The 23,653-nt window shown below is 67.5% G+C and carries 23 protein-coding genes and 2 tRNA genes; 18 read left to right on the top strand and 7 right to left on the bottom strand.

Annotation, left to right across the window (positions count from 1 at the left end; translation table 11 throughout):
- On the top strand, positions 1–612 hold the full coding sequence (locus ACTRWB_RS25175) for a CGNR zinc finger domain-containing protein (RefSeq protein WP_446903463.1): 612 nt from the start codon (positions 1–3) through the stop codon (positions 610–612).
- 49 nt (positions 613–661) lie between these two features.
- Here ACTRWB_RS25175 and ACTRWB_RS25170 read toward each other — a convergent pair whose 3' ends face one another.
- Together ACTRWB_RS25170 and ACTRWB_RS25165 are read right to left on the bottom strand one after the other, a co-directional pair.
- Positions 662–1,711, bottom strand: a complete 1,050-nt coding sequence (locus tag ACTRWB_RS25170; RefSeq protein ID WP_446903462.1) for a DUF3592 domain-containing protein — start codon at positions 1,709–1,711, stop codon at positions 662–664.
- 187 nt (positions 1,712–1,898) lie between these two features.
- Positions 1,899–1,974: transfer RNA gene (locus tag ACTRWB_RS25165), tRNA-Lys, on the bottom strand.
- Between the two features lie 190 nt (positions 1,975–2,164).
- Between ACTRWB_RS25165 and ACTRWB_RS25160 the strand changes: the two genes are divergently transcribed.
- Positions 2,165–2,569 carry a PaaI family thioesterase gene (locus tag ACTRWB_RS25160; RefSeq protein WP_048244716.1) on the top strand — a complete coding sequence of 135 codons (405 nt, stop codon included), beginning with the start codon at positions 2,165–2,167 and terminating at the stop codon, positions 2,567–2,569.
- A gap of 8 nt (positions 2,570–2,577) precedes the next feature.
- On the top strand, positions 2,578–3,444 hold the full coding sequence (locus ACTRWB_RS25155) for a patatin-like phospholipase family protein (protein ID WP_446903461.1): 867 nt from the start codon (positions 2,578–2,580) through the stop codon (positions 3,442–3,444).
- Between the two features lie 54 nt (positions 3,445–3,498).
- Here the strand turns inward: ACTRWB_RS25155 and ACTRWB_RS25150 are convergent, their stop codons facing one another.
- A complete protein-coding gene (locus ACTRWB_RS25150) occupies positions 3,499–4,512 on the bottom strand; it encodes a D-2-hydroxyacid dehydrogenase family protein (RefSeq protein ID WP_048244785.1) in 1,014 nt (337 codons plus the stop codon).
- Between the two features lie 426 nt (positions 4,513–4,938).
- Here ACTRWB_RS25150 and ACTRWB_RS25145 point away from each other — a divergent pair, with 426 nt between their 5' ends.
- On the top strand, positions 4,939–5,988 hold the full coding sequence (locus tag ACTRWB_RS25145; protein WP_129513264.1) for a LysR family transcriptional regulator: 1,050 nt from the start codon (positions 4,939–4,941) through the stop codon (positions 5,986–5,988).
- A 128-nt stretch (positions 5,989–6,116) separates the two neighbouring features.
- On the opposite strand, the gene ACTRWB_RS25140 is transcribed toward ACTRWB_RS25145, so the two are convergent.
- The 4 genes from ACTRWB_RS25140 to ACTRWB_RS25125 form a co-directional block, all read right to left on the bottom strand.
- Positions 6,117–8,738 carry a DNA topoisomerase III gene (locus tag ACTRWB_RS25140; protein ID WP_129513263.1) on the bottom strand — a complete coding sequence of 874 codons (2,622 nt, stop codon included), beginning with the start codon at positions 8,736–8,738 and terminating at the stop codon, positions 6,117–6,119.
- Positions 8,739–8,930: 192 nt separating this feature from the next.
- Complete coding sequence (locus tag ACTRWB_RS25135; RefSeq protein WP_129513262.1) at positions 8,931–9,311, bottom strand: thioredoxin family protein; 381 nt, start codon at positions 9,309–9,311, stop codon at positions 8,931–8,933.
- Between the two features lie 38 nt (positions 9,312–9,349).
- Positions 9,350–10,672: a DNA-processing protein DprA gene (gene dprA, locus ACTRWB_RS25130; protein WP_446903460.1), complete on the bottom strand. Its 1,323-nt coding sequence runs from the start codon at positions 10,670–10,672 to the stop codon at positions 9,350–9,352.
- A 13-nt stretch (positions 10,673–10,685) separates the two neighbouring features.
- Positions 10,686–10,859, bottom strand: coding sequence for a hypothetical protein (locus ACTRWB_RS25125; protein WP_226800059.1), 174 nt, complete (start codon positions 10,857–10,859; stop codon positions 10,686–10,688).
- Here ACTRWB_RS25125 and def point away from each other — a divergent pair.
- From def to ACTRWB_RS25055, 14 genes are all read left to right on the top strand, one after another.
- Complete coding sequence (def, locus tag ACTRWB_RS25120; RefSeq protein ID WP_175015631.1) at positions 10,858–11,361, top strand: peptide deformylase; 504 nt, start codon at positions 10,858–10,860, stop codon at positions 11,359–11,361. The two genes, ACTRWB_RS25125 and def, sit on opposite strands and share 2 nt — an antisense overlap.
- A 34-nt stretch (positions 11,362–11,395) precedes the next feature.
- Positions 11,396–12,379 (top strand): methionyl-tRNA formyltransferase, encoded by a 984-nt coding sequence (fmt, locus tag ACTRWB_RS25115; RefSeq protein ID WP_446903459.1) that lies wholly within the window; start codon positions 11,396–11,398, stop codon positions 12,377–12,379.
- Between the two features lie 110 nt (positions 12,380–12,489).
- The gene (locus ACTRWB_RS25110) at positions 12,490–13,131 is read left to right on the top strand and encodes a LysE family translocator (protein WP_446903458.1); all 642 of its coding nucleotides are present in this window, start codon (positions 12,490–12,492) and stop codon (positions 13,129–13,131) included.
- A gap of 100 nt (positions 13,132–13,231) precedes the next feature.
- The gene (gene htpX / locus ACTRWB_RS25105) at positions 13,232–14,089 is read left to right on the top strand and encodes a zinc metalloprotease HtpX (protein ID WP_129513258.1); all 858 of its coding nucleotides are present in this window, start codon (positions 13,232–13,234) and stop codon (positions 14,087–14,089) included.
- 220 nt (positions 14,090–14,309) lie between these two features.
- Positions 14,310–15,701, top strand: coding sequence for a 16S rRNA (cytosine(967)-C(5))-methyltransferase RsmB (rsmB, locus tag ACTRWB_RS25100; protein WP_343495051.1), 1,392 nt, complete (start codon positions 14,310–14,312; stop codon positions 15,699–15,701).
- Positions 15,698–16,288: a DUF4390 domain-containing protein gene (locus ACTRWB_RS25095; RefSeq protein ID WP_446903457.1), complete on the top strand. Its 591-nt coding sequence runs from the start codon at positions 15,698–15,700 to the stop codon at positions 16,286–16,288. The genes rsmB and ACTRWB_RS25095 overlap by 4 nt, the downstream gene beginning before the upstream one ends.
- Positions 16,278–18,695 (top strand): sensor histidine kinase EsaS, encoded by a 2,418-nt coding sequence (gene esaS / locus ACTRWB_RS25090; protein WP_446903456.1) that lies wholly within the window; start codon positions 16,278–16,280, stop codon positions 18,693–18,695. Before ACTRWB_RS25095 ends, esaS begins: the two co-directional genes overlap by 11 nt.
- Positions 18,696–19,397: a response regulator transcription factor EsaR gene (gene esaR / locus ACTRWB_RS25085; RefSeq protein ID WP_048244693.1), complete on the top strand. Its 702-nt coding sequence runs from the start codon at positions 18,696–18,698 to the stop codon at positions 19,395–19,397. It abuts the gene before it with no gap.
- A 60-nt stretch (positions 19,398–19,457) separates the two neighbouring features.
- Positions 19,458–19,533 (top strand) — tRNA-Phe (locus tag ACTRWB_RS25080).
- Between the two features lie 351 nt (positions 19,534–19,884).
- On the top strand, positions 19,885–20,619 hold the full coding sequence (gene queC / locus ACTRWB_RS25075; RefSeq protein ID WP_175823025.1) for a 7-cyano-7-deazaguanine synthase QueC: 735 nt from the start codon (positions 19,885–19,887) through the stop codon (positions 20,617–20,619).
- 75 nt (positions 20,620–20,694) lie between these two features.
- Positions 20,695–21,327 carry a 7-carboxy-7-deazaguanine synthase gene (gene queE / locus ACTRWB_RS25070; RefSeq protein WP_048244690.1) on the top strand — a complete coding sequence of 211 codons (633 nt, stop codon included), beginning with the start codon at positions 20,695–20,697 and terminating at the stop codon, positions 21,325–21,327.
- An 18-nt stretch (positions 21,328–21,345) separates the two neighbouring features.
- Entirely contained in the window at positions 21,346–21,798 is a 453-nt protein-coding gene (queD, locus tag ACTRWB_RS25065; RefSeq protein ID WP_006477472.1) for a 6-carboxytetrahydropterin synthase QueD, read from the top strand.
- 298 nt (positions 21,799–22,096) lie between these two features.
- On the top strand, positions 22,097–22,882 hold the full coding sequence (locus ACTRWB_RS25060; RefSeq protein ID WP_446903455.1) for an HpcH/HpaI aldolase family protein: 786 nt from the start codon (positions 22,097–22,099) through the stop codon (positions 22,880–22,882).
- Positions 22,879–23,640 carry a tetratricopeptide repeat protein gene (locus ACTRWB_RS25055; RefSeq protein WP_446903454.1) on the top strand — a complete coding sequence of 254 codons (762 nt, stop codon included), beginning with the start codon at positions 22,879–22,881 and terminating at the stop codon, positions 23,638–23,640. The genes ACTRWB_RS25060 and ACTRWB_RS25055 overlap by 4 nt, the downstream gene beginning before the upstream one ends.
- Positions 23,641–23,653: the final 13 nt, after the last annotated feature.

Below are 23,653 nucleotides of genomic sequence, written 5' to 3'. Positions count from 1 at the left end.
ATGGTTACTCGACACGAGCCTGCGCGACACGCGCACGAATGGGGCGCGGCCGATTTCGTCGGCGGCCATCCGGCGCTCGACTTCCTCAACACGGTGGCCGACACCGGCAAGTCGCGCGACGAGGACAAGCTCGTCGACTGGCCGGCCGTGCGCGCGTGGGCGGGGCAATCGGGGCTGCTGGCGCCGGCCGATCTGGCGCGGCTGCTGCGTCATGCGCGGCAGGACGGGCCTGACGCGCTGGCGGCGCTGCATCGTTTTCGCGAGGATGCGTACGCCGCGATCGCGCACCTGACGGCCGGCGGCGGCAGTGCCGGTGCGCGCGCGGCCGACCGGCTCGCCGTGGCGATTCGCGAAGCGATCGGGCGCAGTGCGTTCGATGCGGTCGACGGCCGGTTCGCGTGGCGGCCCGACGCACGCGCCGCGTCGCGCTGGTTCGATGCCGCCGCGCTCGGCTTCGAGCATCTGCTGCGCAGCGACGATTTCGCGCGCGTGCGGCAGTGCGGCCGATGTACGTGGTTTTTCGTCGATCGAGGCCGCGGCGTCGGGCGACGATGGTGCGACATGCGCACGTGCGGGAATCGCGCGAAGGTGGAGGCGTTCAGGGAACGGTGAAGCGCGCGCCGTTACGGTTGCCGCGCCGCGCGCGGCCGGCGCGCGCTCGTCATTGAGTGGTTTCGTGCGGCCGATGTTCGGGCCACAGCGTCGCGGCGATGAACAGCCCGGCCGCGAGGAACGGCGCGCCGATCGCGAACAGGATGGCGGTGAGGCCCCAGCGATCCCAGAAGCGATCGACGACCGCGCGCTCGGGCGTGACCGGGTCGTACAGCACATTGACCGCATCGCCTTCGCGCAGGCCCGGATGCGACGACGCCGAGCCCTGGGCGAACGTGATCTGGCGCCCGCTGTCGGTCGTGAATGCGACGATCGCCGAATACAGCGATGTGCGCGTGCGGGGTGACCGCGCATTTTTCGCGATCTCGACGACATGGCCGGTCGAGCGCGCATAGAGGTGGACGATCTGCCACTGACGCAGGCCGGCCGCGCCCGCGCCGGCCAGGAAGCCGGTGCCGATCGCGATCGGAATCAGCACGATCGCGATATCCCAGCGGCGTCGCGCCCGCTTGCGCTCGGCCCGGGTCGGTGGCGTGTCGAATTGCCGGCGGTGGCGCTCGCCGACGGTCAGCAGGACGCCGATCGCGAACGACGCGATGGCGAGCAGTGCCGTCACCGCAGCCGGAAACCAGCGTTGCGCGAAATCGTCGATCAGTGCGGGACGGTCGGGATGGGCGGGGTCGAGCAGGACGTCGACGTTCTCGCCGATGTCGTACGCGGGCACGGTCGACGCGGTATTGCCGGCGACCTCGCGACGCTGGCCGTCGTTCGCGAGGTACGCGACGATCGGCCGGTACGCGCGCATCGCGTCGCTGTCCTGCACGATGCGCACGACCGTGCCCGGCGAGCGAACCAGATGGCCGGTCGCGCGACCGGCCGTGACGGCGAGCACGCCCGCCAGCACGAGCAGCACGACGCCGAGCGCCAGCGCGGCGAGTGCGTCCTTACCCGGCATGGCCGGATCCGGTTCTTGCATCGTGCGGCGGATTCGGAGGGGATCGGGTGAACGGCGTGTCCCGACGGACAGGCCGATATCGGCGCAACCAGGCCCTCGGAATGGTCGCGTCTCGGTTACATGCTTCCATGTCTGACGTCCCATGTTCTCTCAGTGCCGGCGGGCAAACGGCAGTGCCTGCGCCGGTCGTGTGATATTTGTCGGACGATTCTAGCGGAAACGATGCGCGAGGGGCGTACGGATGCGTACCGTGAGAGGCGCGGGCCGCTCCGAACGGGCCGCGGAAATGAAAAAGGCCGGTCAGCTTGCGCTGACCGGCCTTTTGAATTCCTGGTGGGGCGTGAGTGACTCGAACACTCGACCTACGGATTAAGAGTCCGCTGCTCTACCAACTGAGCTAACGCCCCCAACAGAAGAAAGATTATGCACGGGTAATTCGGGCGTGGCAAGTCCTTTCTGCAAATTTCCTCAAAATATTTCGACAAGACTACGCCGGCTGTCGGCGCGGTAACGAGCGATCGTAGTTTGCGCGGTCCCGGTATGATGACGCCACACGCGTTGCGCGGCGGTCGCGCAACGCTTTCTGGACTTTCGAAGATGGACGAAAACGCAGTCCGCGAATTGCTGGATCGCCTGCTGGCCCCGTGGGTCCGCTCGCTCGGTCTGGTCCCCGTGTCGATCGGCGACGACAGCGTCACGCTGCGCCTGCCGTTTTCCGGCGAGTTCCGCCATTCGGGCGGCGTGATCTGCGGCCAGGTGTTCACGGCGGCCGCCGACACCGCGATGGTGGTCGCGATCTCGTCCGCGCTCGGCGAGTTCCGGCCGATGACGACCGTGTCGCTGAACACGAACTTCATGCGTCCCGTGCGCAAGGGCGACGTGCTCGTCACCGCGCGCGTGCTGCGGATGGGCCGCAACCTCGTGTTCGGCGAAGTCGAGCTGTTCGACGAGGACGGCAAGATGGCCGTCCACGCGACGTCGACCTACGCGCTCGTCAGCTGAGCGGCGCGATGTTCGACCAGATCGTTTTTGCGGGTGGCGGCAATCGCTGCTGGTGGCAGGCCGGCTTCTGGGACGTCGCGCAGCCGGCACTCGCGCTGCGCCCGCGCGTGATCACCGGCATCTCGGCCGGCGCGGCGACCGCGTGCATGCTGTATACGCGCGACGCCGCGTGGGTGATGCGCTATTACGAAGAGGCGCTGCGCCACAACCGGAGGAACGCGTACTGGGGCAACCTGTTCGGGCGCGAGCCCGTGTTTCCGCACTACCGCATCTACCGTCAGGCCTTGCTCGACATCTACGGCGAGCCGTTCGCGAAGCTCGCCGCCGCACCGGAGATCCGCATCGGCGTGTCGCACGTGCCGCGCTGGCTCGGCGCGCGCAGTGCCGTTGCCGCCGGCCTCGTCGCGTACAACATCGAGAAGTACGTGCGCAAGACGCTGCACCCGACGCTCGGGCGCACGCTCGGCTTCCGGCCCGAATTCGTGCGCGCGCAGGCCTGCACGCAAGTCGAGGAACTCGCCGACCTGATCCTGCAGTCGTCCTGCACGCCGCCGTTTACGCCGGTGCTGCGCCGCGGCGGCCGGCCCGTGCTCGACGGCGGGATGGTCGACAACGTGCCGGTCGACGCGCTCGACCCGTCGCCCGGCGACGTGCTGGTGCTCGTCACGCGGCTGTATCCGCGCCCGCAAATGTTTACGGTCGCGCATGGCGACCAGCGGCGGCTGTACGTACAGCCGTCGAGCAAGGTGCCGATTTCGAGCTGGGATTACACGAGCCCGTCGCAGATGCGGCATGCGTACGACCTCGGGCGGCGCGACGGCGAGCATTTCCTCGCGCGCGTCGACGCGATGACGGGCGGCCGCGTGGCCGCCTGAAGGCGGAGAACGGAGCAGCGGGGCCGCGCGGCGCGCGCAGCCCGGCCCGTGTGATCAGCGCTTGCGGATCGGCGTCAGCGCTTCCGGGTTGGCGACGCTCGACATGTCGCCCTGGTCGAACGCGAGAATGTTCCTGAACGCCGCGCTGAAATAAAGCTCGTAGCTTTCGCGTTCGACGTAGCCGATGTGCGGCGTGCAGATCACGTTTTCCATCCGCAGCAGGCTGTAGCCCTGCAGGATCGGCTCGCTCTCGAACACGTCGATCGCGACCATCCCCGGGCGGTTGTGCGACAGCGCGTTGACGAGCGCGTTTTCCTCGAGCAGCTCGGCGCGGCTCGTGTTGACGAGCAGCGACGTCGGCTTCATCCGCATCAGGTCTTCCTGCTTGACGATCCCGCGCGTGTCGTCGTGCATGCGCAGGTGCAGCGACAGCACGTCGCTCTGCTCGAACAGCGCTTCGCGGCTCTCGGCGGCCGTATAGCCGTCGGCGCGCGCGGCCTCGAGCGAATGCTCGCGGCCCCAGATCAGCACGTTCATCCCGAACGCCTTGCCGTAGCCGGCGACGAGCCGGCCGATCTTGCCGTAGCCCCAGATGCCGAGCGTCTGGCCGCGCAGCACCTGGCCGAGGCCGAAGTTCGGCGGCATCGCCGACGTCTTCAGGCCCGACTGCTGCCATGCGCCCTGCTTCAGGTTCGCGACGTATTGCGGAATGCGGCGCTGGGCGGCCATCACGAGCGCCCAGGTCAGTTCGGCGGGCGCGACCGGCGAGCCCGTGCCTTCGAGCACCGCGATGCCGCGGTCGGTACAGGCTTCGAGATCGATGTGGCTCGAGACGCGGCCGGTCTGGCTGATCATGCGCAGGTTCGGCAGCTTGGCGAGCAGTTGCGACGAAATCGGGGTCCGTTCGCGAATCAGCACGAGCGCCTCGACTTCCGCCAGACGGCTCGCGAGCTGTCCCAGGCCGCGCACCGTGTTGTTGAAGACCTTCACGTCGTGGTCGGCAAGCATCTCGAAGCAGTTCAGCTTGCGGACGGCGTCCTGGTAGTCGTCGAGGATGGCAATTTTCATGGTGAGCGGGTGTCGCGCGTTGAAAGCGGCGGTGGCGGCGGCGCACATCGCGCACCCGTCCCGCCCGGCCGGGGCCGACATGATGCTACGTCGGCCGCCTTCATGGTGCCTTTTTAACAGGTTGTTACGCTCCGCCGCAATTGGCGGCAGCCACACCTGGCGCCGCTCGCGTGCGGTACGGCCGGGTGCGCTGTTGTGTCGCATCAAATACGTCTTTCCTGATTCGGCTGCTTACTCGACGAGGTTCACCCAATTGTTGCTCAAATCAGAATAGTTGGATCAACTATCCGCAGATGGCGAGGATTTTTGACTATTTTTATCGTCAACAGGGGCCTTGTTGAGCAACTCTGCATCATTTCCGCTGTCGTAGGAGAATTACGCATTTGCTTCATCTTTTTGAAGTTGTAACAGCGGCAGGAGTCGTTTATGGATCATTTGCAGTCGATGCGCGTGTTCGTCAAGGTTGCTGATCTCGGCAGTTTCGCGCGGGCCGCGAGCGCAATGGATATCTCCAACGCGGTCGCGACGCGTCACGTCGCCGATCTGGAAGGCCGGCTCGGCACGCGTTTGCTGAACCGCACCACCCGCAGTCTTTCCCTGACCGAGTCCGGTCAGGTCTATCTGGAGCGTGCTCGCCAGATCCTCGATGAGCTCGAGGACGTCGAGCAGATGGTCGTTGCGCGCAATCACGAGCCGGTCGGCACGCTGCGCATCGTCGCGCCGGTCGTGTTCGGCCTGCACAACCTCGCGCCCGTGTTGCAGTCGTACACGGAGAATTTCCCGAAAGTGGTGCCGGATCTGACGCTGGTCGACCGGCAGGTCGATCTCGTCGAGGAAGGTTTCGACGTCGGCATCGTCGTCACGCGCCAGATGCGCAGCGCGAGCATCGTCACGCGGCGGCTGACCACGGGCTGCATGACCGTGTGCGCGACGCCGAGCTATCTGGAGAAGCATGGCGTGCCGACGCATCCGGAGCAGCTCGTCGCGCACCCGAGCCTGAGCCTGCCGGCCGAATACTGGGGCGACGAGCGCGTGTTCACGGGGCCGGACGGCGAAGTGCGCGTGCGCCCGACCAACGTGATCGTCGCGAACAACACGGCGATGCTGCGCCAGTTCGCGCTGCTCGGGATGGGGGTCGCGATCCTGCCGAGCTACCTGATCGGCAGCGACATCGCGCGCGGCGCGCTGGTGCGGCTGCTGCCGGATTTCCGGCTGCCGCAGGTCGAAATCAACATCGCTTACCCGAGCCGGCGCCATTTGCCCGCGAAGGTGCGCACGTTCATCGATCACCTCGTCGAGCATTTCAGTCACTCGACCGAAGCGACGATCGGCGAGCAGTGGGCCGCGCAGGGTGCGCCGCTCGCGCCGATCGGCGTCGAGACACGTGCCGAGCAGCCCGAGGCGGCCGACCCGAACCTGTCGCCGCGCCTGCCGCGTTCGCCGCGCACGCGCGTCGCCGTGCCGTCGCCGCTGTAACGGCGCGACGGCCGGGCGGCGGTTGTCGCCGGCACCAAGAAAAAACGCGGATCGAGTAATCGATCCGCGTTTTTTTATGGCTGCCTGCCGGAGCCTGATCCGCCGGGAGGGCCCCGGCGATCTGGCCGTTACGAGCCCGTCTTGCGCGCCGTCGTTTTGCGAGCGGCGGTCTTGGTGGCAGTCTTGGCTGCGGTCTTGCGGGCCGGTGCCGGTTTCGCTTCGGCGCCTTCCGTCACGGTTTCGGCATCCTTCGTCGCCGATTTTGCCGTCTTCTTCGCGGCGGCGGCCTTCGGTTCCTTCTTCTCGAACTCGAAGCCGATCTTGCCGTCCGGCTGCTTCACGAGGAACGCCTTGAAGTTGCGGCCCGTCCGCGACGACTTGAAGTTCGGCAGCAGATCCGTGCGGCCGTCGGCGAGCAGCTTGCCCATCTGCTCGCGCGTGATTTCCTGCTGCAGGATCACCTTGCCCGAACGGAAGTCGCAGGTCTTCGGGTTCGCGACCGAGTGCTCGCACACGTAGCTCATCCCGTGCTCGAATACGCGGCCCTTGCACTTCGGGCATGCGCCGACCGGCTCCTGCGCGGAGAAGTCGGGCGCTTCGCCTTCCTCGCCGCCCTGGTCCTGGCCGAAATCGAACTCGAGCTTGTAGTTCTTCGTCTCGTCGTCGAAGGACAGCTTGAGGATCGCCGAGAACGGGCGGCCCATCTTGCTGCGGAACCCGGACAGCGGACCGATTTCCTTCTTCTGCAGCAGTTCCTCGACTTCCGGGATCTCGAACTGCCGGCTGCCCGGGATCTTCGAGATCGAGAACTCGCACTTCGTGCACGCGAAGCGGCGGTAGTTTTCCTTTACCTGGCCGCCGCAGTTCGGGCACGGCGTCTCGAGCGTCGCGTAGTCGCCGGGAATCGTGTCGGAATCGTATTCCTTCGCGCGCTTGACGATCTGCTGCGTCATGCGGGCGATTTCCTGCATGAACGCGTCGCGCCCGAGGTTGCCGCGCTCCATCTGCGACAGCTTGTATTCCCATTCGCCGGTGAGCTCGGGCGCGGTCAGCTCCTTCACGCCGAGCCCGCGCAAGAGCGTCATCAGCTGGAATGCCTTCGCGGTCGGGATCATTTCGCGACCCTCGCGCAGCAGGTATTTCTCGCCGAGCAGGCCTTCGATGATCGCCGCGCGCGTGGCCGGCGTGCCGAGGCCCTTCGCGGCCATCGCCTCGCGCAGCTCGTCGTCCTCGACCAGCTTGCCGGCGCCTTCCATCGCGGACAGCAGCGTCGCTTCCGAGTAGCGGGCGGGCGGTTTCGTCACGAGTGCGACCGCGGCGATCTCGTCCGTCTTCACCTTCTCGTTCTTCTGCACCGGCACGAGGTTCGCGTCCGCGCCTTCGGCGTCGCGGCCGTACACCTGCAGCCAGCCCGGCTCGACGAGCACCTTGCCTTCGGTCTTGAAGTGATGGCCGGCGACTTCGGTGATCCGCGTCGTGACGCGGAATTCGGCGGCCGGGAAGAACACCGCGAGGAAGCGCTTCACGACCAGGTCGTACAGCTTCTGCTCGGGCTCGGACAGCGCCTTCGGCGCCTGCAGCGTCGGGATGATTGCAAAGTGGTCGCTGATCTTCGAGTTGTCGAAGATCCGCTTGTTCGGCTTCACCCAGCCCTTGTCGAGCACCTGCTTCGCATGCGGCAGGTAGTTGTTGCTCTCCTTGAGCATCTCGAGCGTGGACTGGACCGTCGAAATGTAGTCTTCCGGCAGCGCGCGCGCATCGGTACGCGGGTAGGTCAGCACCTTGTGCTTTTCATACAGCGCCTGCGCGAGACCGAGCGTGTTCTTCGCGGAGAAGCCGAAGCGGCCGTTCGCCTCGCGCTGCAGGCTCGTCAGGTCGAACAGCAGTGGCGACAGTTGCGTCGACGGCTTCGATTCCTCGGAGACCGTGCCGATCTGGTCGCGGCATGCGGCGACGATCGTTTCGGCGGCCGGCAGGCTCCACAGGCGGGAGTCGCGTCGCTCCGGATCGAATTCGTCGCGCTTGAATTTCGGGTCGTACCACTTGCCTTCGTAGAAACCGCCCGCGCACGCGAATGCGGCCTTCACTTCCCAGTAGTCGCGCGGGACGAAACGACGGATTTTCTCTTCGCGTTCGACGACGATCGACAACGTTGGCGTCTGAACGCGGCCGACGGTCGTCAGGAAGAAGCCGCCACCCTTGCTGTTGAACGCGGTCATCGCGCGGGTGCCGTTGATCCCGACGAGCCAGTCGGCTTCCGAGCGGCAGCGTGCGGCGTCGGCGAGCGGCTGCATGTCCGTGTCGCTGCGCAGGTTCGCGAAGCCGTCGCGGATGGCCTGCGGCGTCATCGACTGCAGCCACAGGCGCTGGACCGGCTGCTTCGCTTTCGCGTGCTGCGCGATCAGGCGGAAAATCAGTTCGCCCTCGCGCCCCGCGTCACATGCGTTGATCAGGCGCTCGACGTCCTTGCGCTTCATCAGCTTCGTGAGCACCTTGAGGCGCGACTCGCTTTTTGCGATCGGGTTCAGGTCGAAATGCGGGGGGATGACGGGCAGATGCGCGAAGCTCCATTTCCCGCGCTTGACCTCGTACTCTTCCGGGGCGGCGATTTCCAGCAAGTGGCCGACAGCGGACGAAAGGACGAAATCGTCGCTTTCGTAATACTCGTCATGCTTGGTAAAGCCGCCCAAAGCGCGTGCGATGTCGTTCGCGACAGAAGGCTTTTCCGCAATGATCAGTGCTTTGGACATGACAGGTGTGTGTTGGTAGACCGGGTTCGCCGGTTGTGGGTCCCTTTTACGACCGCTTTATAGCACACGCCGCAGCGACGGCGGCTCAGCGCGTAAAAAGCGGCCCATCATAGAGGGGGGCTGCAACGGCGGCAAGCGCCCGGCGCGGCGGGGCGCGCAAACGCGCGAAAAACCGCCGGCCGGCTCGTGAATTCAGGCTTCGACGTTCAGCACGTTGCGCAATTTCGGTGCGTGCGGCGCACCGGGTACCGCGCTCAGGTCGGACAGCATCCGCTCGACGATCGCCGCGTGCGGCAGCACCGTGCCGAAGAAGCGGGCCGTGTTGGCATCCTCGATCAGGATCGTCGGGAAGTTCTCGACGTCGAGCTCGTCGAGCCGGTCGGCATGCGTTTCGATATCGATCCAGGCGAAGCAGGCGTCCGGATGCGCGTCGGCGAGCCGGTCGAAGGCCGTCCGGTAGTCGCGGCACGTGCCGCACCATTCGGCGCACAGGCACGCAACCAGCAACGTGCCGGGATCGGCGAGGCGCTCGGCGATCCGATCCGCATCGGTGTCGAGATTCAGCGCGGGCATGGATTTCCTTGGGTATGTCGTCGGCGGCGCGGCCGCCCCTATGCCGGGAAATGTAGCATGCCGTGCGCGGGCGGGGTGGGCGCCGCGTCAAGCCGCGCGAAGCGTCCGCCGGGGAGGCTTGCGACGCGGCCGGCCAGTTCGAGCGCGAGCAGCGCGCGGTGCAGCACGTCGTCGGACAGGCCGCTGTGCTCGGCGAGCCATTCGTAGGTGACGGGGCCGTATCCCAATGCGGCGAGCACGGCCTGTTCGGACGGGTTGCCGGGCGGTGGAGGCGGTGGGGCTTCGATTCGGGCCGGCGCGGTGGCGGGATCGGCTCTCCCGGTGCCGGCAACGGCGCCGCGGCCGGCGGGTTCGGTTTCCTGGAGGCCGCCGGTGTTCGCGCCCGGATTTTCAGAACACGACGCAACGCCCGCCGTCGGTTCGCCCAACCCGTATTCCTCGAGAACGTCGAGCGGCGCCGCGGTGAGTTTCGCGCCGTCGCGGATCAGCGCGTGGCAGCCCTGCGCGAGCGGCGCGTGGATCGAGCCCGGCATCGCGAACACATCGCGCCCCAGTTCGTTCGCGAGCCGCGCGGTGATCAGCGAGCCGGAGCGTGGCGCAGCCTCGACGACGAGCACACCGACAGCGAGCGCGGCGATGAGCCGGTTGCGCTGCGGGAAATGCGCGGCGCGGGCCGGCGTGCCGAGCGGCCATTCCGACACGATCGCGCCGTGCGCGGCGATCTCGTGGGCAAGCGCGCGGTGCCGGGCCGGATAGACGAGATCGGCGCCCGTTGCGATCACCGCGATCGTGCCTGACCTGCCGTCGAGCCCGCCCCGATGCGCGGCGCCGTCGATCCCGAGCGCGAGGCCCGAGACGATCGAAAGCCCCGCGTCGGACAATTCGCGTGCGAAGCGTGTCGCGTCGGCGAGCCCCTGCGGCGTCGCGTGACGGCTGCCCACCACGGCGAGGCCGCGCGCATTCAGCAGGTCGAGACGGCCCTTTACATATAGCAGCGGCGGTGGGTCGTGCAGGTCGCGCAGCCGCGGCGGGTAGGCCGGATCGCCGAGCGTGACGAGCGCATTGCCCGGCGCATCGAGCCACGCGAGCGCGGCGTCGGTGCGTGCGCCGAGATCGTCGCGCTCGCTCGTGCGCACGGCCTGGGCGGCGGCGGGGCTGCTCACGGCGGCGATGGCAGGGTCGGACGCGCGCAGCAGCGTTGCCGGCGAGCCGAAGGCGTCGAGCAGCGCCTGCAGCACGGCGGGCGAGAGGCCGGGTGCGTGCGCGAGCTGCAGCCATGCGCGCAGCGCGGAGGCGGTCAGCGCTTGCGGCGACATGAGGCTGCCCTCGAACGCGGCGGCCAGCGGACCGCGTGGCGCCATGATAAAATTTTCATCATCCGAAATACTCGACAGGGCCGCGCGCGCAGGCGCCCGGCCAATTGCAGGAGGCGAGATCCGCGGCATTGATACGCCACGCATCCGCCTCATCTTCATTGCATCCCGGCAGCGGCGCCAGCCGGCCGGATGGCTGATGCGGCACGCCGCTCCACCGAATACCGAACACCATGGCTTTGCTCAATATTCTTCATTACCCCGACAAGCGGCTGCACAAGGTCGCCAAGCCCGTCGACAAGGTCGACGACCGGATCCGCAAGCTCGTCGCCGACATGGCCGAAACCATGTACGCGGCGCCCGGCATCGGCCTCGCGGCCACGCAGGTCGACGTGCACGAGCGCGTGATCGTGATCGACGTTTCCGAGGAGAAGAACGAGCTGCGCGCGTTCATCAACCCCGAGATCGTGTGGTCGAGCGACGAGAAGCAGATCTATGAAGAAGGCTGCCTGTCGGTGCCCGGCATTTACGACGAAGTCGAGCGTCCCGACCACGTGCGCGTACGTGCGCTCAACGAGCAGGGCGAGTCCTTCGAGCTCGACTGCGAGGGCTTGCTCGCGGTGTGCGTCCAGCACGAGATGGATCACCTGATGGGGCGCGTGTTCGTCGAATACCTGTCGCCGCTCAAGCAGACGCGCATCAAGACGAAGATGAAGAAACTCGAACGCGCGATGTAATGCGCGTTCGCCCTGCCCGACCCCGAACGCTGTCATGACCCATACGTTGCGCGTGATTTTTGCCGGCACGCCGGAATTCGCCGCGGCTGCCCTTGCCGCGATCCACGAGGCCGGTTTTCCGGTGCCGCTCGTGCTCACCCAGCCCGACCGCCCTGCCGGGCGCGGGATGAAACTGCAGGCGAGCGCCGTCAAGCGCTACGCGGTCGAGCACGGGATGCCCGTCGCGCAGCCGCCATCGCTGCGCCGCGCGGGCAAGTACCCGGCGGAGGCGGCCGACGCGATCGAGCTGCTGCGCGCGACCCCGCACGACGTGATGGTGGTCGCCGCGTACGGCCTGCTGCTGCCGCAGGAGGTGCTCGACATTCCGCGCGACGGTTGCATCAACATCCATGCGTCGCTGTTGCCGCGCTGGCGCGGCGCTGCGCCGATCCACCGCGCGATCGAGGCGGGCGATGCCGAGACGGGCGTCACGCTGATGCAGATGGACATCGGCCTCGACACCGGCGCGATGATCGAGGAGGCGCGTATCGCGATCGCGCCCGACGACACGACCGCGACGCTGCACGACCGCGTCGCCGCCGAAGGCGCGCGGCTGATCGTCGACGCGCTCGTGCAGCTCGAGCGCGACGGCACGCTGCCGGCGACGCCGCAGCCGGCCGACGGCGTGACCTATGCGGAAAAGATCGGCAAGCATGAAGCGGCGCTCGACTGGCGCAAGCCGGCCGACGTGCTCGCGCGCCAGGTGCGTGCGTTCGATCCGTTCCCGGGCGGCGTCGCGACGCTCGACGGCGCGGCAATCAAGCTGTGGGCGGCCGAGCCCGTGGCGGCGCGCGGCGACGCGGCGCCCGGCACGATCGTCGAAGCCGCGCCGGAAGGCGTGATCGTCGCGTGCGGCAGCGGCGCGCTGCGCGTGACCCAACTGCAGAAGCCGGGCGGCAAGCGGTTGCCCGCACGCGAATTCCTGGCCGGCTCGCCGCTCGCCGCGGGCCAGCGTTTCGCATTGCCTGACGGGGCCTGACCGTCATTCGACACGACCGGCCGGCCGTGCGCAATTGGCCGAATGGCCGAGTCGCGCGGCGCGGCAGGCGCGCGTAGAATTTCCCTGCGCTTTCCGGTTTCGAGGTTTTCATGTTCGGCATTACCCATTTCGGCTTCTTCGTGCTCGCGGTTTTCCTGCTGAACGTCACGCCCGGCCCCGATACCGCCTACATCGTCGGCCGCAGCGTCGCGCAGGGCCGCGGCGCGGGCCTGATGTCGGCGTTCGGCATTTCGGCCGGCTGCTGCGTGCATGCGCTCGCGTGCGCATTCGGCCTGACCGCGCTGCTCGCGGCGTCGGCTGCCGCGTTCACGGTGATCAAGCTGGTCGGCGCCGCCTACCTGATCTATCTCGGCGTGCGCATGATCATCACGAAGCAGGCTGCTGCGCCGTCGGGCACCGACGCCGCGCAGGCCGCGGCTGCGAAGTCGCTGCGCCAGCTGTTCATGCAGGGCTTCTGGACGAACGTGCTGAACCCGAAGGTCGTGCTGTTCTTCGTGTCGTTCTTCCCGCAGTTCGTGTCGGCCGACAGCCCGCACAAGGCATGGGCGTTCCTGACCCTCGGCGCGGTGTTCGTCGCGATGAGCACGGTCTGGACCAGTCTGGTCGCCTGGGTCGCGGGCAGCGTCACGCAGCGCTTTTCCGGCAAGCCGGGCGTCAAGAAGTGGCTCGATCGCACGGTTGGCAGCGCTTTCGTCGGTCTCGGCCTGCGTCTTGCAACATCGCAACGTTGAGATTGAATTTTTCCGGCAAGACCTTATCTAACAAATCGCTTACAATTTTCCGTCGCGCCCTTTGATGCGCGGCGGGTCCCCTGACGGATAAGGAGTGGGTATGTTCAATTGGGTCAAAACGGCGACGCTGATGGCCGCGATCACGGCCCTGTTCATCGTGATCGGCGGGATGATCGGCGGTTCGCGCGGCATGACGATCGCACTGCTGTTCGCGCTCGGCATGAATTTCTTCTCGTACTGGTTCTCCGACAAGATGGTGCTGCGCATGTATAACGCGCAGGAAGTCGACGAGAACACGGCGCCGCAGTTCTATCGGATGGTGCGCGAGCTGGCCACGCGCGCGAACCTGCCGATGCCGCGCGTCTACCTGATCAACGAGGATGCGCCGAACGCATTTGCAACGGGCCGCAACCCCGAGCACGCGGCAGTCGCCGCGACGACGGGCATCCTGCGCGTGCTGTCGGAGCGCGAGATGCGCGGCGTGATGGCGCACGAGCTCGCGCACGTGAAGCACCGCGACATCCTGATCTCGACGATCACCGCGACGATGGCGGGCGCGATCTCGGCACTCGCGAACTTCGCGATGTTCTTCGGCGGGCGCGACGAGAACGGCCGACCGGCCAACCCGATCGCGGGTATTGCGGTCGCGCTGCTCGCACCGATCGCCGGCGCGCTGATCCAGATGGCGATTTCGCGTGCACGCGAGTTCGAGGCCGATCGCGGCGGCGCGCAGATCTCCGGCGATCCGCAGTCGCTCGCGACCGCGCTCGACAAGATCCATCGCTTTGCGGCCGGCATCCCGTTCCAGGCGGCCGAGGCACACCCGGCCACCGCGCAGATGATGATCATGAACCCGCTGCACGGCGGCGGCCTGCAGAACCTGTTCTCCACGCACCCGGCCACCGAGGAGCGCATCGCGCGCCTGATGGAGATGGCGCGTACCGGTCGCTTCGACTAAGCCTCGGCGCGCCGCGCGGCCGTCGCCGCGCGGGGGCCGCCACGCCACCCCGCACGCTTCGCGCTGCGGGGTGTTTCATTTGTGCGTGCGGTAAAGGGGCCAAAGGGACCGCATGGTCGCACGCTACAATGCGCGGTTTGGGATCGCGAGGCCACGAGGTCAGCGTGATCCCGCCGTTTGCCGCATTCGTTTGCCGCGCCCGTTTGCCGATTTCGCACCGATGACACGAACCCGTTCTTCCGCTCCGTCTTCTTCCGGCCGCCCGGCGCGCCTGTCCGCGCTGCATCTTGCGCCCGAATCGCTCGGCTTCGCACTCGACGCGGCCGCGCAGGCGGTCGATGCGGTGCGGCGCGGCACCGCGCTGCCGGCAGCGCTCTCGACGGTGTTCGCGCAGATGGTGCCCGGTGCGCAGTCGCTCGCGCGCGGCGCGACGCAGGACGTCGCGTACCGGACGATGCGTCGGCTCGGCAGCGCGGACTGGCTGATCGGCCGGCTCGTCAGCAAGGCGCCGCCCGCGCATGTGCAAGCGGTGCTCGCCGGCGCGCTCGCACTGCTGCTCGACCCGGTGGACGATGCCGCGTACTCGCCATTCACGGTGGTCGATCAGGCCGTGACCGTGATCGGTGCGCGCCGCGAATTCGCGTTCGCGAAGGGGATGGTCAACGCGGTGCTGCGCCGTTTCCTGCGCGAGCGCGACACACTCGTCGCGGCGATGCAGGACGATGCCGTCGCGCGCTGGAATTACCGCGCATGGTGGGTCGACGCGGTGAAGCGCGCATGGCCCGACGCATGGCAGGCGATCCTCGCGGCCGGCGAACGCCAGGGGCCGCTGACGCTGCGCGTGAACGCACGCCGCGCGAGCGTCGACGCGTATCTCGACACGCTGCGCACGAGCGGGATCGAAGCGACCGCGATCGGCCGGCATGCGGTGCGGCTTGCGTCGGCGCTGCCGGTCGATCGCATTCCGGGGTTTGCCGACGGTGTCGTGTCGGTGCAGGACGCCGGCGCGCAGCTCGCGGCCGAATGGCTCGGCGCGCGCGACGGCATGCGCGTGCTCGACGCATGTGCGGCGCCCGGCGGCAAGACCGGTCATATTCTCGAACTGGCCGACGCGGAAGTCGTCGCACTCGAAAGCGACGCGACGCGCGCGGCACGCATCGGCGAGAACCTCGTGCGCCTGTCGCTCGAAGCGGACGTGCGTGTCGGCGATGCGGGTGCACCCGACGCGTGGTACGACGGTCGCCCGTTCGACCGCATCCTGGCCGACGTACCGTGCTCGGCCTCCGGTATCGTGCGGCGGCACCCCGACATTCGCTGGCTGCGCCGCGAGGCCGATATCCCGGCGCTCGTCACGGAACAGCGCCGCATCCTGTCGGCGCTGTGGCCGCTCGTGAAGCCGGGCGGCGAACTGCTTTACGTGACCTGTTCGATCTTCCCCGAAGAAGGTGAGTTGCAGGCCCGCTGGTTTGAAGCGGCCTGTGAAGATGCGGTACGATTGGACGCCCCCGGCCAGCTGCTGCCGGGCGGAGTGCAGGGAGGGGCGGCCGCCGGCGCGCTCGACCAGAACACCGATCACGACGGATTTTTCTACGCGCGGTTTCAGAAACGGTGACGATCAAACACCTTTTTCCACTTCGGCTCGCGGCCGTCCTGATGGTCGCGTTGACGCTGTGCCTGGCCGTCGTCCGGCCGGCGCATGCCCAGTCGATCGCCGTGCAGCGCGCGTCGCTCCAGGCCGACGGAAGCGGCTGGAGCCTCGACGCCCGTTTCGATTTCGAACTGAATCCGAACCTCGAGGATGCCGTCAACAAAGGCATTCCGGTGTATTTCACGACGGATTTCGAGTTGAGCCGCGCGCGCTGGTACTGGCTTGACGAACAGCCGGTATCGGTATCACAGACGATCCGCCTGTCGTTTCAGCCGCTCACGCGCGAGTACCGCGTGTCGACGGGCGGCCTGCAGCTCGGCTTCCCGTCGCTGAAGGACGCGCTCGCGGTCGTCCGGCACATCACGTCGTGGCACGTGATCGACCGCAACCAGGTGCGCTCGGGGGAAACCTACATGGCATCGGTGCGGATGCAGCTCGATACCGCGCTGATGCCGAAGCCGTTCCAGGTCGACGCCGTGAACAACCGCGACTGGACGCTCGGGTCGGACTGGAAGCGCTTCAACTTCACGGTGACCGAACGTGCTAAATAAAGTGCGCCGCGCGGCCAGCGGGAAGAGCCTCCTCGTTCGCGTGATCGTCTCGACCGTCGCGCTCACCGCGCTGCTGCTGCTCGTGCTGCTCGCGGCTGCGAGCGCGAACACCGAATTCTTCGATCGCTACTACTCGTGGCTGTACGCGACCAACATCGTCGTCGCGCTCGTGTTCCTGCTCGTGGTGCTCGGACTGATCGGGATGATCGTCGTGCGCCTGAGGAAGGGCAAGTTCGGCACGCGGCTGCTCGCGAAGCTCGCGGTGTTCTTCGCGCTCGTCGGCGTTGTGCCGGGCGGGATCATCTACATCGTGTCGTACCAGTTCGTGTCGCGCAGTATCGAGTCGTGGTTCGACGTGAACGTCGAGACGGCGCTGACGGCCGGCCTGAACCTCGGCCGCGGGATGCTCGATGCGTCGTTGTCCGACCTGCAGACCAAGGCGCGGCTGATGTCCGACCAGCTCGCGAGCGCCGATGCGAACACGAACGGTACGACGCTCACGCTGCTGCGGCTGCGCGACCAGTTCGGCGTGCAGGACGCGACGATCGTCGAGCCGACCCGCGCCGGCTCGGGCGCGGCGCCCGACCTGCATATCGTCGCGCAGGCGTCGGGCAATTTCGCGGCGCTGATTCCGGACGACCTGCCGACGTCGCTGATGCTGAGCCAGGCGCGCGAACACGGCGCGTACGCGGCGATCGAGGGCGAAGTCGACGGCGATCCGCGCGCGCACGGCGCGAAGGGCGCGCTGCGGCTGCGCGTCGTGCGGCCGATTCCCGATGCGTCGACGTCGCTGCTGCAGCCGGCCGAACGCTTCCTGCAGCTCACGCAACCCGTGCCGCCCACGCTCGCGCACAACGCCGACGCCGTGCAGCGCGCGTACCGCGAGTACCAGGAAAAGTCGCTCGGCCGCACGGGCCTGCGCAAGATGTACATCGGCACGCTGACGCTTGCGCTGTTCCTCGCGACCTTCATCGCGATGATGCTCGCGCTCGCGCTCGGCCAGCAGCTCGCCCGGCCGCTGTTCCTGCTCGCGCAGGGCACGAAGGAGATCACGGAAGGCGACTACACGCCGAAGCGCGAGATCAAGACGCGCGACGAGCTCGGCTTCCTTACGCAGTCGTTCAACGCGATGACGCGCCAGTTGTCCGAGGCGCGGCTCGCGGTCGAGAAGAACCGCGTTGCGCTCGAGCATTCGAAGACGTATCTCGAGAGCATCCTCGCGAACCTGACGGCCGGCGTGTTCGTGCTCGACCGCCAGTTCCGGCTGACGACGGCCAACCGCGGCGCCGAGCGGATCTTCCGGCAGCCGTTCAACGCGCTGATCGGCACGACGCTCGACCGGATCGGCGTTGCCGCGGGATTCGGCGCGATGGTGCGCAAGGCCTTCGCCGATCGCGAGGCGGCGTCCGACGGCGGCAGCGGCGATCGCGGCCACTGGCAGCAGCAGTTCGCGATCGAGATGCCGGGCGAAACCGAACCGCTGACGCTGCTCGTGCGCGGCGCGCGCCTCGTGTCGACGGTCGAGGGGCAGGCCGACGATCCGCAGACGTCCGGTTACGTCGTCGTGTTCGACGACATCTCCGACGTGATTTCCGCGCAGCGATCGGTCGCGTGGGGCGAGGTCGCCCGCCGGCTCGCACACGAGATCAAGAATCCGCTGACGCCGATCCAGCTGTCGGCCGAGCGGCTGCAGATGAAGCTGTCCGACAAGCTCGCGCCGTCCGACGCGGATGTGCTCAAGCGCGGCGCGACGATGATCGTCAACCAGGTGGCCGCGATGAAGCGGATGGTCGACGATTTCCGCGAATACGCGCGCACGCCGCCGGCGGTGCTCGCGAACCTGCAGTTGAACGAACTGGCGAGCGAGGTGCTCGGGCTGTACGGTGTCGGTGATGAAGGCAAGAGCCCGATCGTCGCCGAGCTCGCGCCGTCGTTGCCGGTGATTCGTGGCGACGCGACGCAACTGCGCCAGGTGATTCACAACCTGCTGCAGAATGCGCAGGATTCGGTCGCGGAAGCCGCGCATCCGCGTGTGGTGATCGAAACCAAGACAGTAGAATATGGCGATCCCGACGCCGAGGGCAAAACGCGCGTCGCGGTACGTCTTACCGTGTCCGACAACGGGCCCGGTTTTCCGGCGCGCATCCTGACCCGCGCGTTCGAGCCTTACGTGACGACGAAGGCGAAGGGCACGGGGCTCGGGTTGGCCACGGTCAAGAAGATCGTCGATGAGCACGGTGCGCGGATCGATCTGCGCAATCGCATGCATGGTGAGACCGTCGAGGGTGCGCAGGTGTCGATCCTGTTCCTGCAGATGGCGAGTGATGCGCCAGGCGCCGAAGCGGGCGCGCAGGGCGGGGCGACGCCCGCTAAGACAAAAGCAAGTGTGCAGACAAAGGCAGCGTAAATGGCAACCATCCTGGTGGTAGATGATGAAATGGGCATCCGGGAATTGCTCTCGGAGATCCTCAGCGATGAAGGACATGTCGTCGAGGCGGCGGAGAACGCGCAGGCCGCGCGGGAATACCGGCTGAATCAGGCGCCCGATCTCGTGCTGCTCGATATCTGGATGCCCGATACCGACGGCGTGACGTTGCTCAAGGAATGGGCGGCGCAGGGGCTGCTGACGATGCCCGTGATCATGATGTCCGGGCACGCGACGATCGATACGGCCGTCGAGGCGACGAAGATCGGCGCGCTCGATTTTCTCGAGAAGCCGATCGCACTGCAGAAGCTGCTGAAGTCCGTCGAGCACGGTCTCGCACGCGGCGCGGCGCCCGTGTCCGCCAACGCGGCGGCGAAGGCCGGTGCCGGGCAGGCGGCGGGGCCCGCGGCGGTTGCGTCCGCGGCTGCGCTGCCGACGCTCGGCGACGACATGGCAGCGGCACTCGGCCTCGCGGGCCAGACGGCCGCGATCCCATTCGACATCCCGTTGCGCGAGGCGCGCGATGCGTTCGAGCGCGCGTACTTCGAATATCACCTCGCGCGCGAGAACGGCAGCATGACGCGCGTCGCGGAGAAGACGGGCCTCGAGCGCACGCACCTGTATCGCAAGCTCAAGCAGCTCGGCGTCGAGCTCGGCAAGAAGCCGTCCGAAGGCGCGATATAAATTTTTTGCGAAAAACGCTTGAGCAGGTGGAGAAAGCTCGATATACTTTCATTCTTCGTTGGCCCGGTAGCTCAGTTGGTAGAGCAGCGGATTGAAAATCCGCGTGTCGATGGTTCGATTCCGTCCCAGGCCACCAGCAGTTCCAACCCCAAGAATCGGAAGGTTCTTGGGGTTTTTCGTTTGTGGTGGGTATTGCGTGCCATCGGCGGCGCGCCCGGCAGCATTCGCGGGGGCATGATAAAATCCGTGCCCGCTCAATGACTTAGCGCATCGCTTCATGCGCACGGCAGGCCGCCAGCCACGCGCCGCCGTGACGCGCGGCAACGATGCCGCGCGATGGGCGGTATAAGCGCTCCGCCGCGTTCGCGGCCGACCGCGCTGCCTATACTGGTCGAGCCGGCGCAGGCCGGCACGCGTCGGGCCGCCCGGCGGCAGCCGGCCCTGGGGCGCAGCGCGACGCGAGCCTACACATTCACGGAGTATCACGGTGATTCGGACAGACGCTAAAGACGGCGCGCTCGTGTTGTTTTCCGGCGGGCAGGACTCGGCCACGTGCGTGGCATGGGCACTCGAACGCTACCAGACGGTCGAGACCCTCGGTTTCGATTACGGCCAGCGTCATCGCGTCGAACTCGAGTGTCGCGAAGGCGTGCGCGAAGCGCTGAAGCACAAGTTTCCCGCCTGGTCGGACCGGCTCGGCGACGATCACATGATCGACCTGTCGGTGCTCGGCGCGATCAGCGATACCGCGATGACGCGCACGATCGAGATCGAGACGACGGCGAACGGCTTGCCGAACACGTTTGTGCCGGGCCGCAACCTGATGTTCATGACGATCGCCGCGGCGATCGCCTATCGCCGCGGGCTGCGCGTGCTGGTCGGCGGGATGTGCGAGACCGACTTTTCGGGCTACCCCGACTGTCGCGACGACACGATGAAGGCGCTGCAGGTCGCGCTGAACCTCGGGATGGACACGCGCATCGTGCTCGAGACGCCGCTGATGTGGCTCGACAAGGCGCAGACGTGGCAGCTCGCCGAACAGCTCGGCGGCGAAGCGCTCGTCGAACTGATCCGCGTCGAGACGCACACGTGCTACGTGGGCGAGCGAGCGGAACTGCACGACTGGGGCTTCGGCTGTGGCGAATGCCCGGCCTGCAAGCTGCGCAAGCGCGGCTACGAGGCCTACCTGAAGGGCGAGCGGGTGACCGAAGCGCCGCTGTGACGCGGGTGCGCCGGCAGCGCTTGATGGACAACGGATTCTGATCGACAGCGAGCGGCGCGAGCCGGACGAAGGACGATGACTTACGCGGTCAAGGAAATTTTCTACACGTTGCAGGGCGAGGGCGCGAATGCGGGCCGGCCGGCCGTGTTCTGCCGGTTCGCCGGCTGCAACCTGTGGTCGGGCCGCGAAGAGGATCGTGCGGAGGCCGTGTGCCGCTTCTGCGATACGGACTTCGTCGGCACTGACGGCGAGAACGGCGGCAAGTTCAAGGACGCCGAAGCGCTCGTCGCGACGATCGCCGGCTTGTGGCCGGATGGCGAAGCGCACCGCTTCGTCGTCTGCACGGGCGGCGAACCGATGCTGCAGCTCGACCAGCCGCTCGTCGACGCGCTGCACGCGGCGGGCTTCGAGATCGCGATCGAGACCAACGGCTCGCTGCCGGTGCTCGAATCGATCGACTGGATCTGCGTGAGTCCGAAGGCCGATGCGCCGCTCGTCGTCACGAAGGGCAACGAACTGAAGGTCGTGATCCCGCAGGACAACCAGCGGCTGGCCGACTACGCGAAGCTCGACTTCGAGTATTTCCTCGTCCAGCCGATGGACGGCCCGTCGCGCGACCTCAATACGAAGCTCGCGATCGACTGGTGCAAGCGTCATCCGCAGTGGCGCCTGTCGATGCAGACCCACAAATATCTGAACATTCCCTGAGCCCCGGCTTTTGACATCGTGCTGATTACCCGAAAACTCGAATTCGACGCGGGCCACCGCATTCCCGATCACCGCAGCCAGTGCAGGAACCTGCACGGCCATCGCTACGTGCTCGAAATCACGCTGCGCGGCGATCTCGTCGATACCGAGGGGGCGCCCGACCGCGGCATGGTGATGGATTTCGCCGACGTGAAGGCGCTTGCGATGGAGCACCTCGTCAGCAAGTGGGACCACGCGTTCCTGGTCTATGCGCGCGACGACGTCGTGCGCTCGTTCCTCGAACAGATGGCCGACCACAAGACCGTCGTGATCGACCGGATCCCGACCGTCGAGAACCTCGCGGCGATCGCGTTCGACCTCCTCGCGAACGTGTACGACGCGCACTACGGCGTGAACCTGCGCCTCGAGCGCGTGCGCCTGTACGAAACGCCGAACTGCTGGGCCGACGTCGAGCGCCAGCCCGGCCGCTGATCCTGCCTTCCCGGCAGCCCCGCCAGCCGGCGCGGGCTGCCTGTCACCGCACCCCGCGGCCTGGTTCCGCGCCGGCGCTGCTTCCCCGTCCGTTCCCACATTCCGCGTAACGCCGCGCTATGATCGTTGCGTGGCACCGAAAAAAACGCGCGCGTGCGCTGTCAGATCGGGCACCCTCGGCCGACTGACGTTCAGGGCCCGGTGCGGCGCCGCCGTGCTTTGCTGCCTGGCGTGTTGCGCTCCGCTTCGCCTGTTGCTTGTCCCGTTCGATTGCCGTTCCGTCCAGGAGGCCGTATCGATGAGCACGCTCACCAATTCCCTCAAACAACGCCTGCGCGACGGCGACGACCCGCTGTACGGCCTGTGGCTGTCGCTCGGCAGCGACTCGGCCGCGGAGGCGCTCGCGCATGCCGGCTACGACTGGCTCTGCATCGACATGGAGCACGCGCCGAACGACAGCCGCGATGTTGCGTCGCAACTGCGTGCGATCGCTGCCGCGCACCTGCCGAGCGAGCCGGTCGTGCGCGTGCCGGCGCGCGAGCCGTGGCTCGTGAAGCGCGCGCTCGACGCCGGCGCGCGCACGCTGATGTTTCCGTGCATCGAGACGCCCGACGATGCCGCGCACGCGGTGCGGCTCACGCGCTTTCCGTCGCCTGAATCGCCGGACGGGCTGCGCGGCGTCGCGGGCATGGTGCGCGCGGCGGCGTTCGGCATGCGCCGCGATTACCTGCAGTCGGCCAACGCGCAGGTCGCGGTGATCGTGCAGATCGAATCGGCGCGTGGCGTCGACGAAGTCGAGCGGATCGCGGCGATGCCCGGCGTCGACTGCCTGTTCATCGGCCCGGCCGATCTTGCGGCGAGCCTCGGGCATCTCGGCGACATCCGCCACCCGGACGTCGAAACCGCGATGGCGCGCGTGCTCGCGGCCGGCAAGCAGGCCGGCGTCGCGGTCGGCATCTTTGCGGGCGATACGGCGGGCGCGCGCCAGTACCGTGAGGCCGGCTACCGGATGATCGCGCTGTCGGCCGACGTGAGCTGGCTGCTGCGCGCGACGCGGCAGGCGCTGCAGGAGGTACGGTCATGAACGGTGGTGAGGGTGCCTGCGGCGCGCGTGCGCAGGGTGCAAACCGGGTGCGTGGGCGGATCGGCGCGATGCTCGGCCTGTGGGCCGTGTGCATCGCGGCCGCCGCGCAGGGCGCGCCGCAAGCGAAGCCTGATCCGTCGCGCGAGACGCAATCCGCGGTCGCCGACTACAACGCCGGCGACTATCGCGCGGCGCTGGTGCAGTTCCACGATGCGGCCGAGCGCGGCGATCGTCTCGCGCAATTCAACTACGCGATGATGCTGCTGACGGGCGAAGGCGTGACGGCGAACGTCGACGAAGGGCTGCGCTGGCTGAAGCGCGCGGCCGACGCGAACATGTCGCATGCGCAGTACGTGTACGGCCGGATGTTCGACGACGGCGAGTTCGTCGCGCGCAATCCGGCCGAAGCGCATCGCTGGTTCCTGCGGGCGGCGAAGCAGGGGCACGTGCAGGCCGAGCTGTCGCTCGCGAATCAGTTCCTCGACGGGCGCGGCACGCCGCGCGACAACCGGCAGGCGTTCGCGTGGTACAAGCAGGCCGCCGACGCGGGCGAGCCGACCGCGCAGTACGTGACCGCGTCGTTCTACGAGCGCGGCGGCGACGGTGTCGCGCAGAACCTGAACATCGCGCGTGCGTACTACGCGGCGGCGGCCGCGCAGGGCGACGAGACGGCCGGGCTGAAATTCAAGGAGTTGAGCGCGCGGCTGAAGGGGCAGGCGCCGGCGCCGGCATCGGGCGGCGGCGCGGCACCGCAGTGAGCGGGTGCGGCGT

The organism is Burkholderia sp. YIM B11467 (assembly GCF_052952715.1).
Note: the sequence above shows the minus strand (reverse complement) of the source record. Positions and strands in the feature narration are given on the sequence as shown.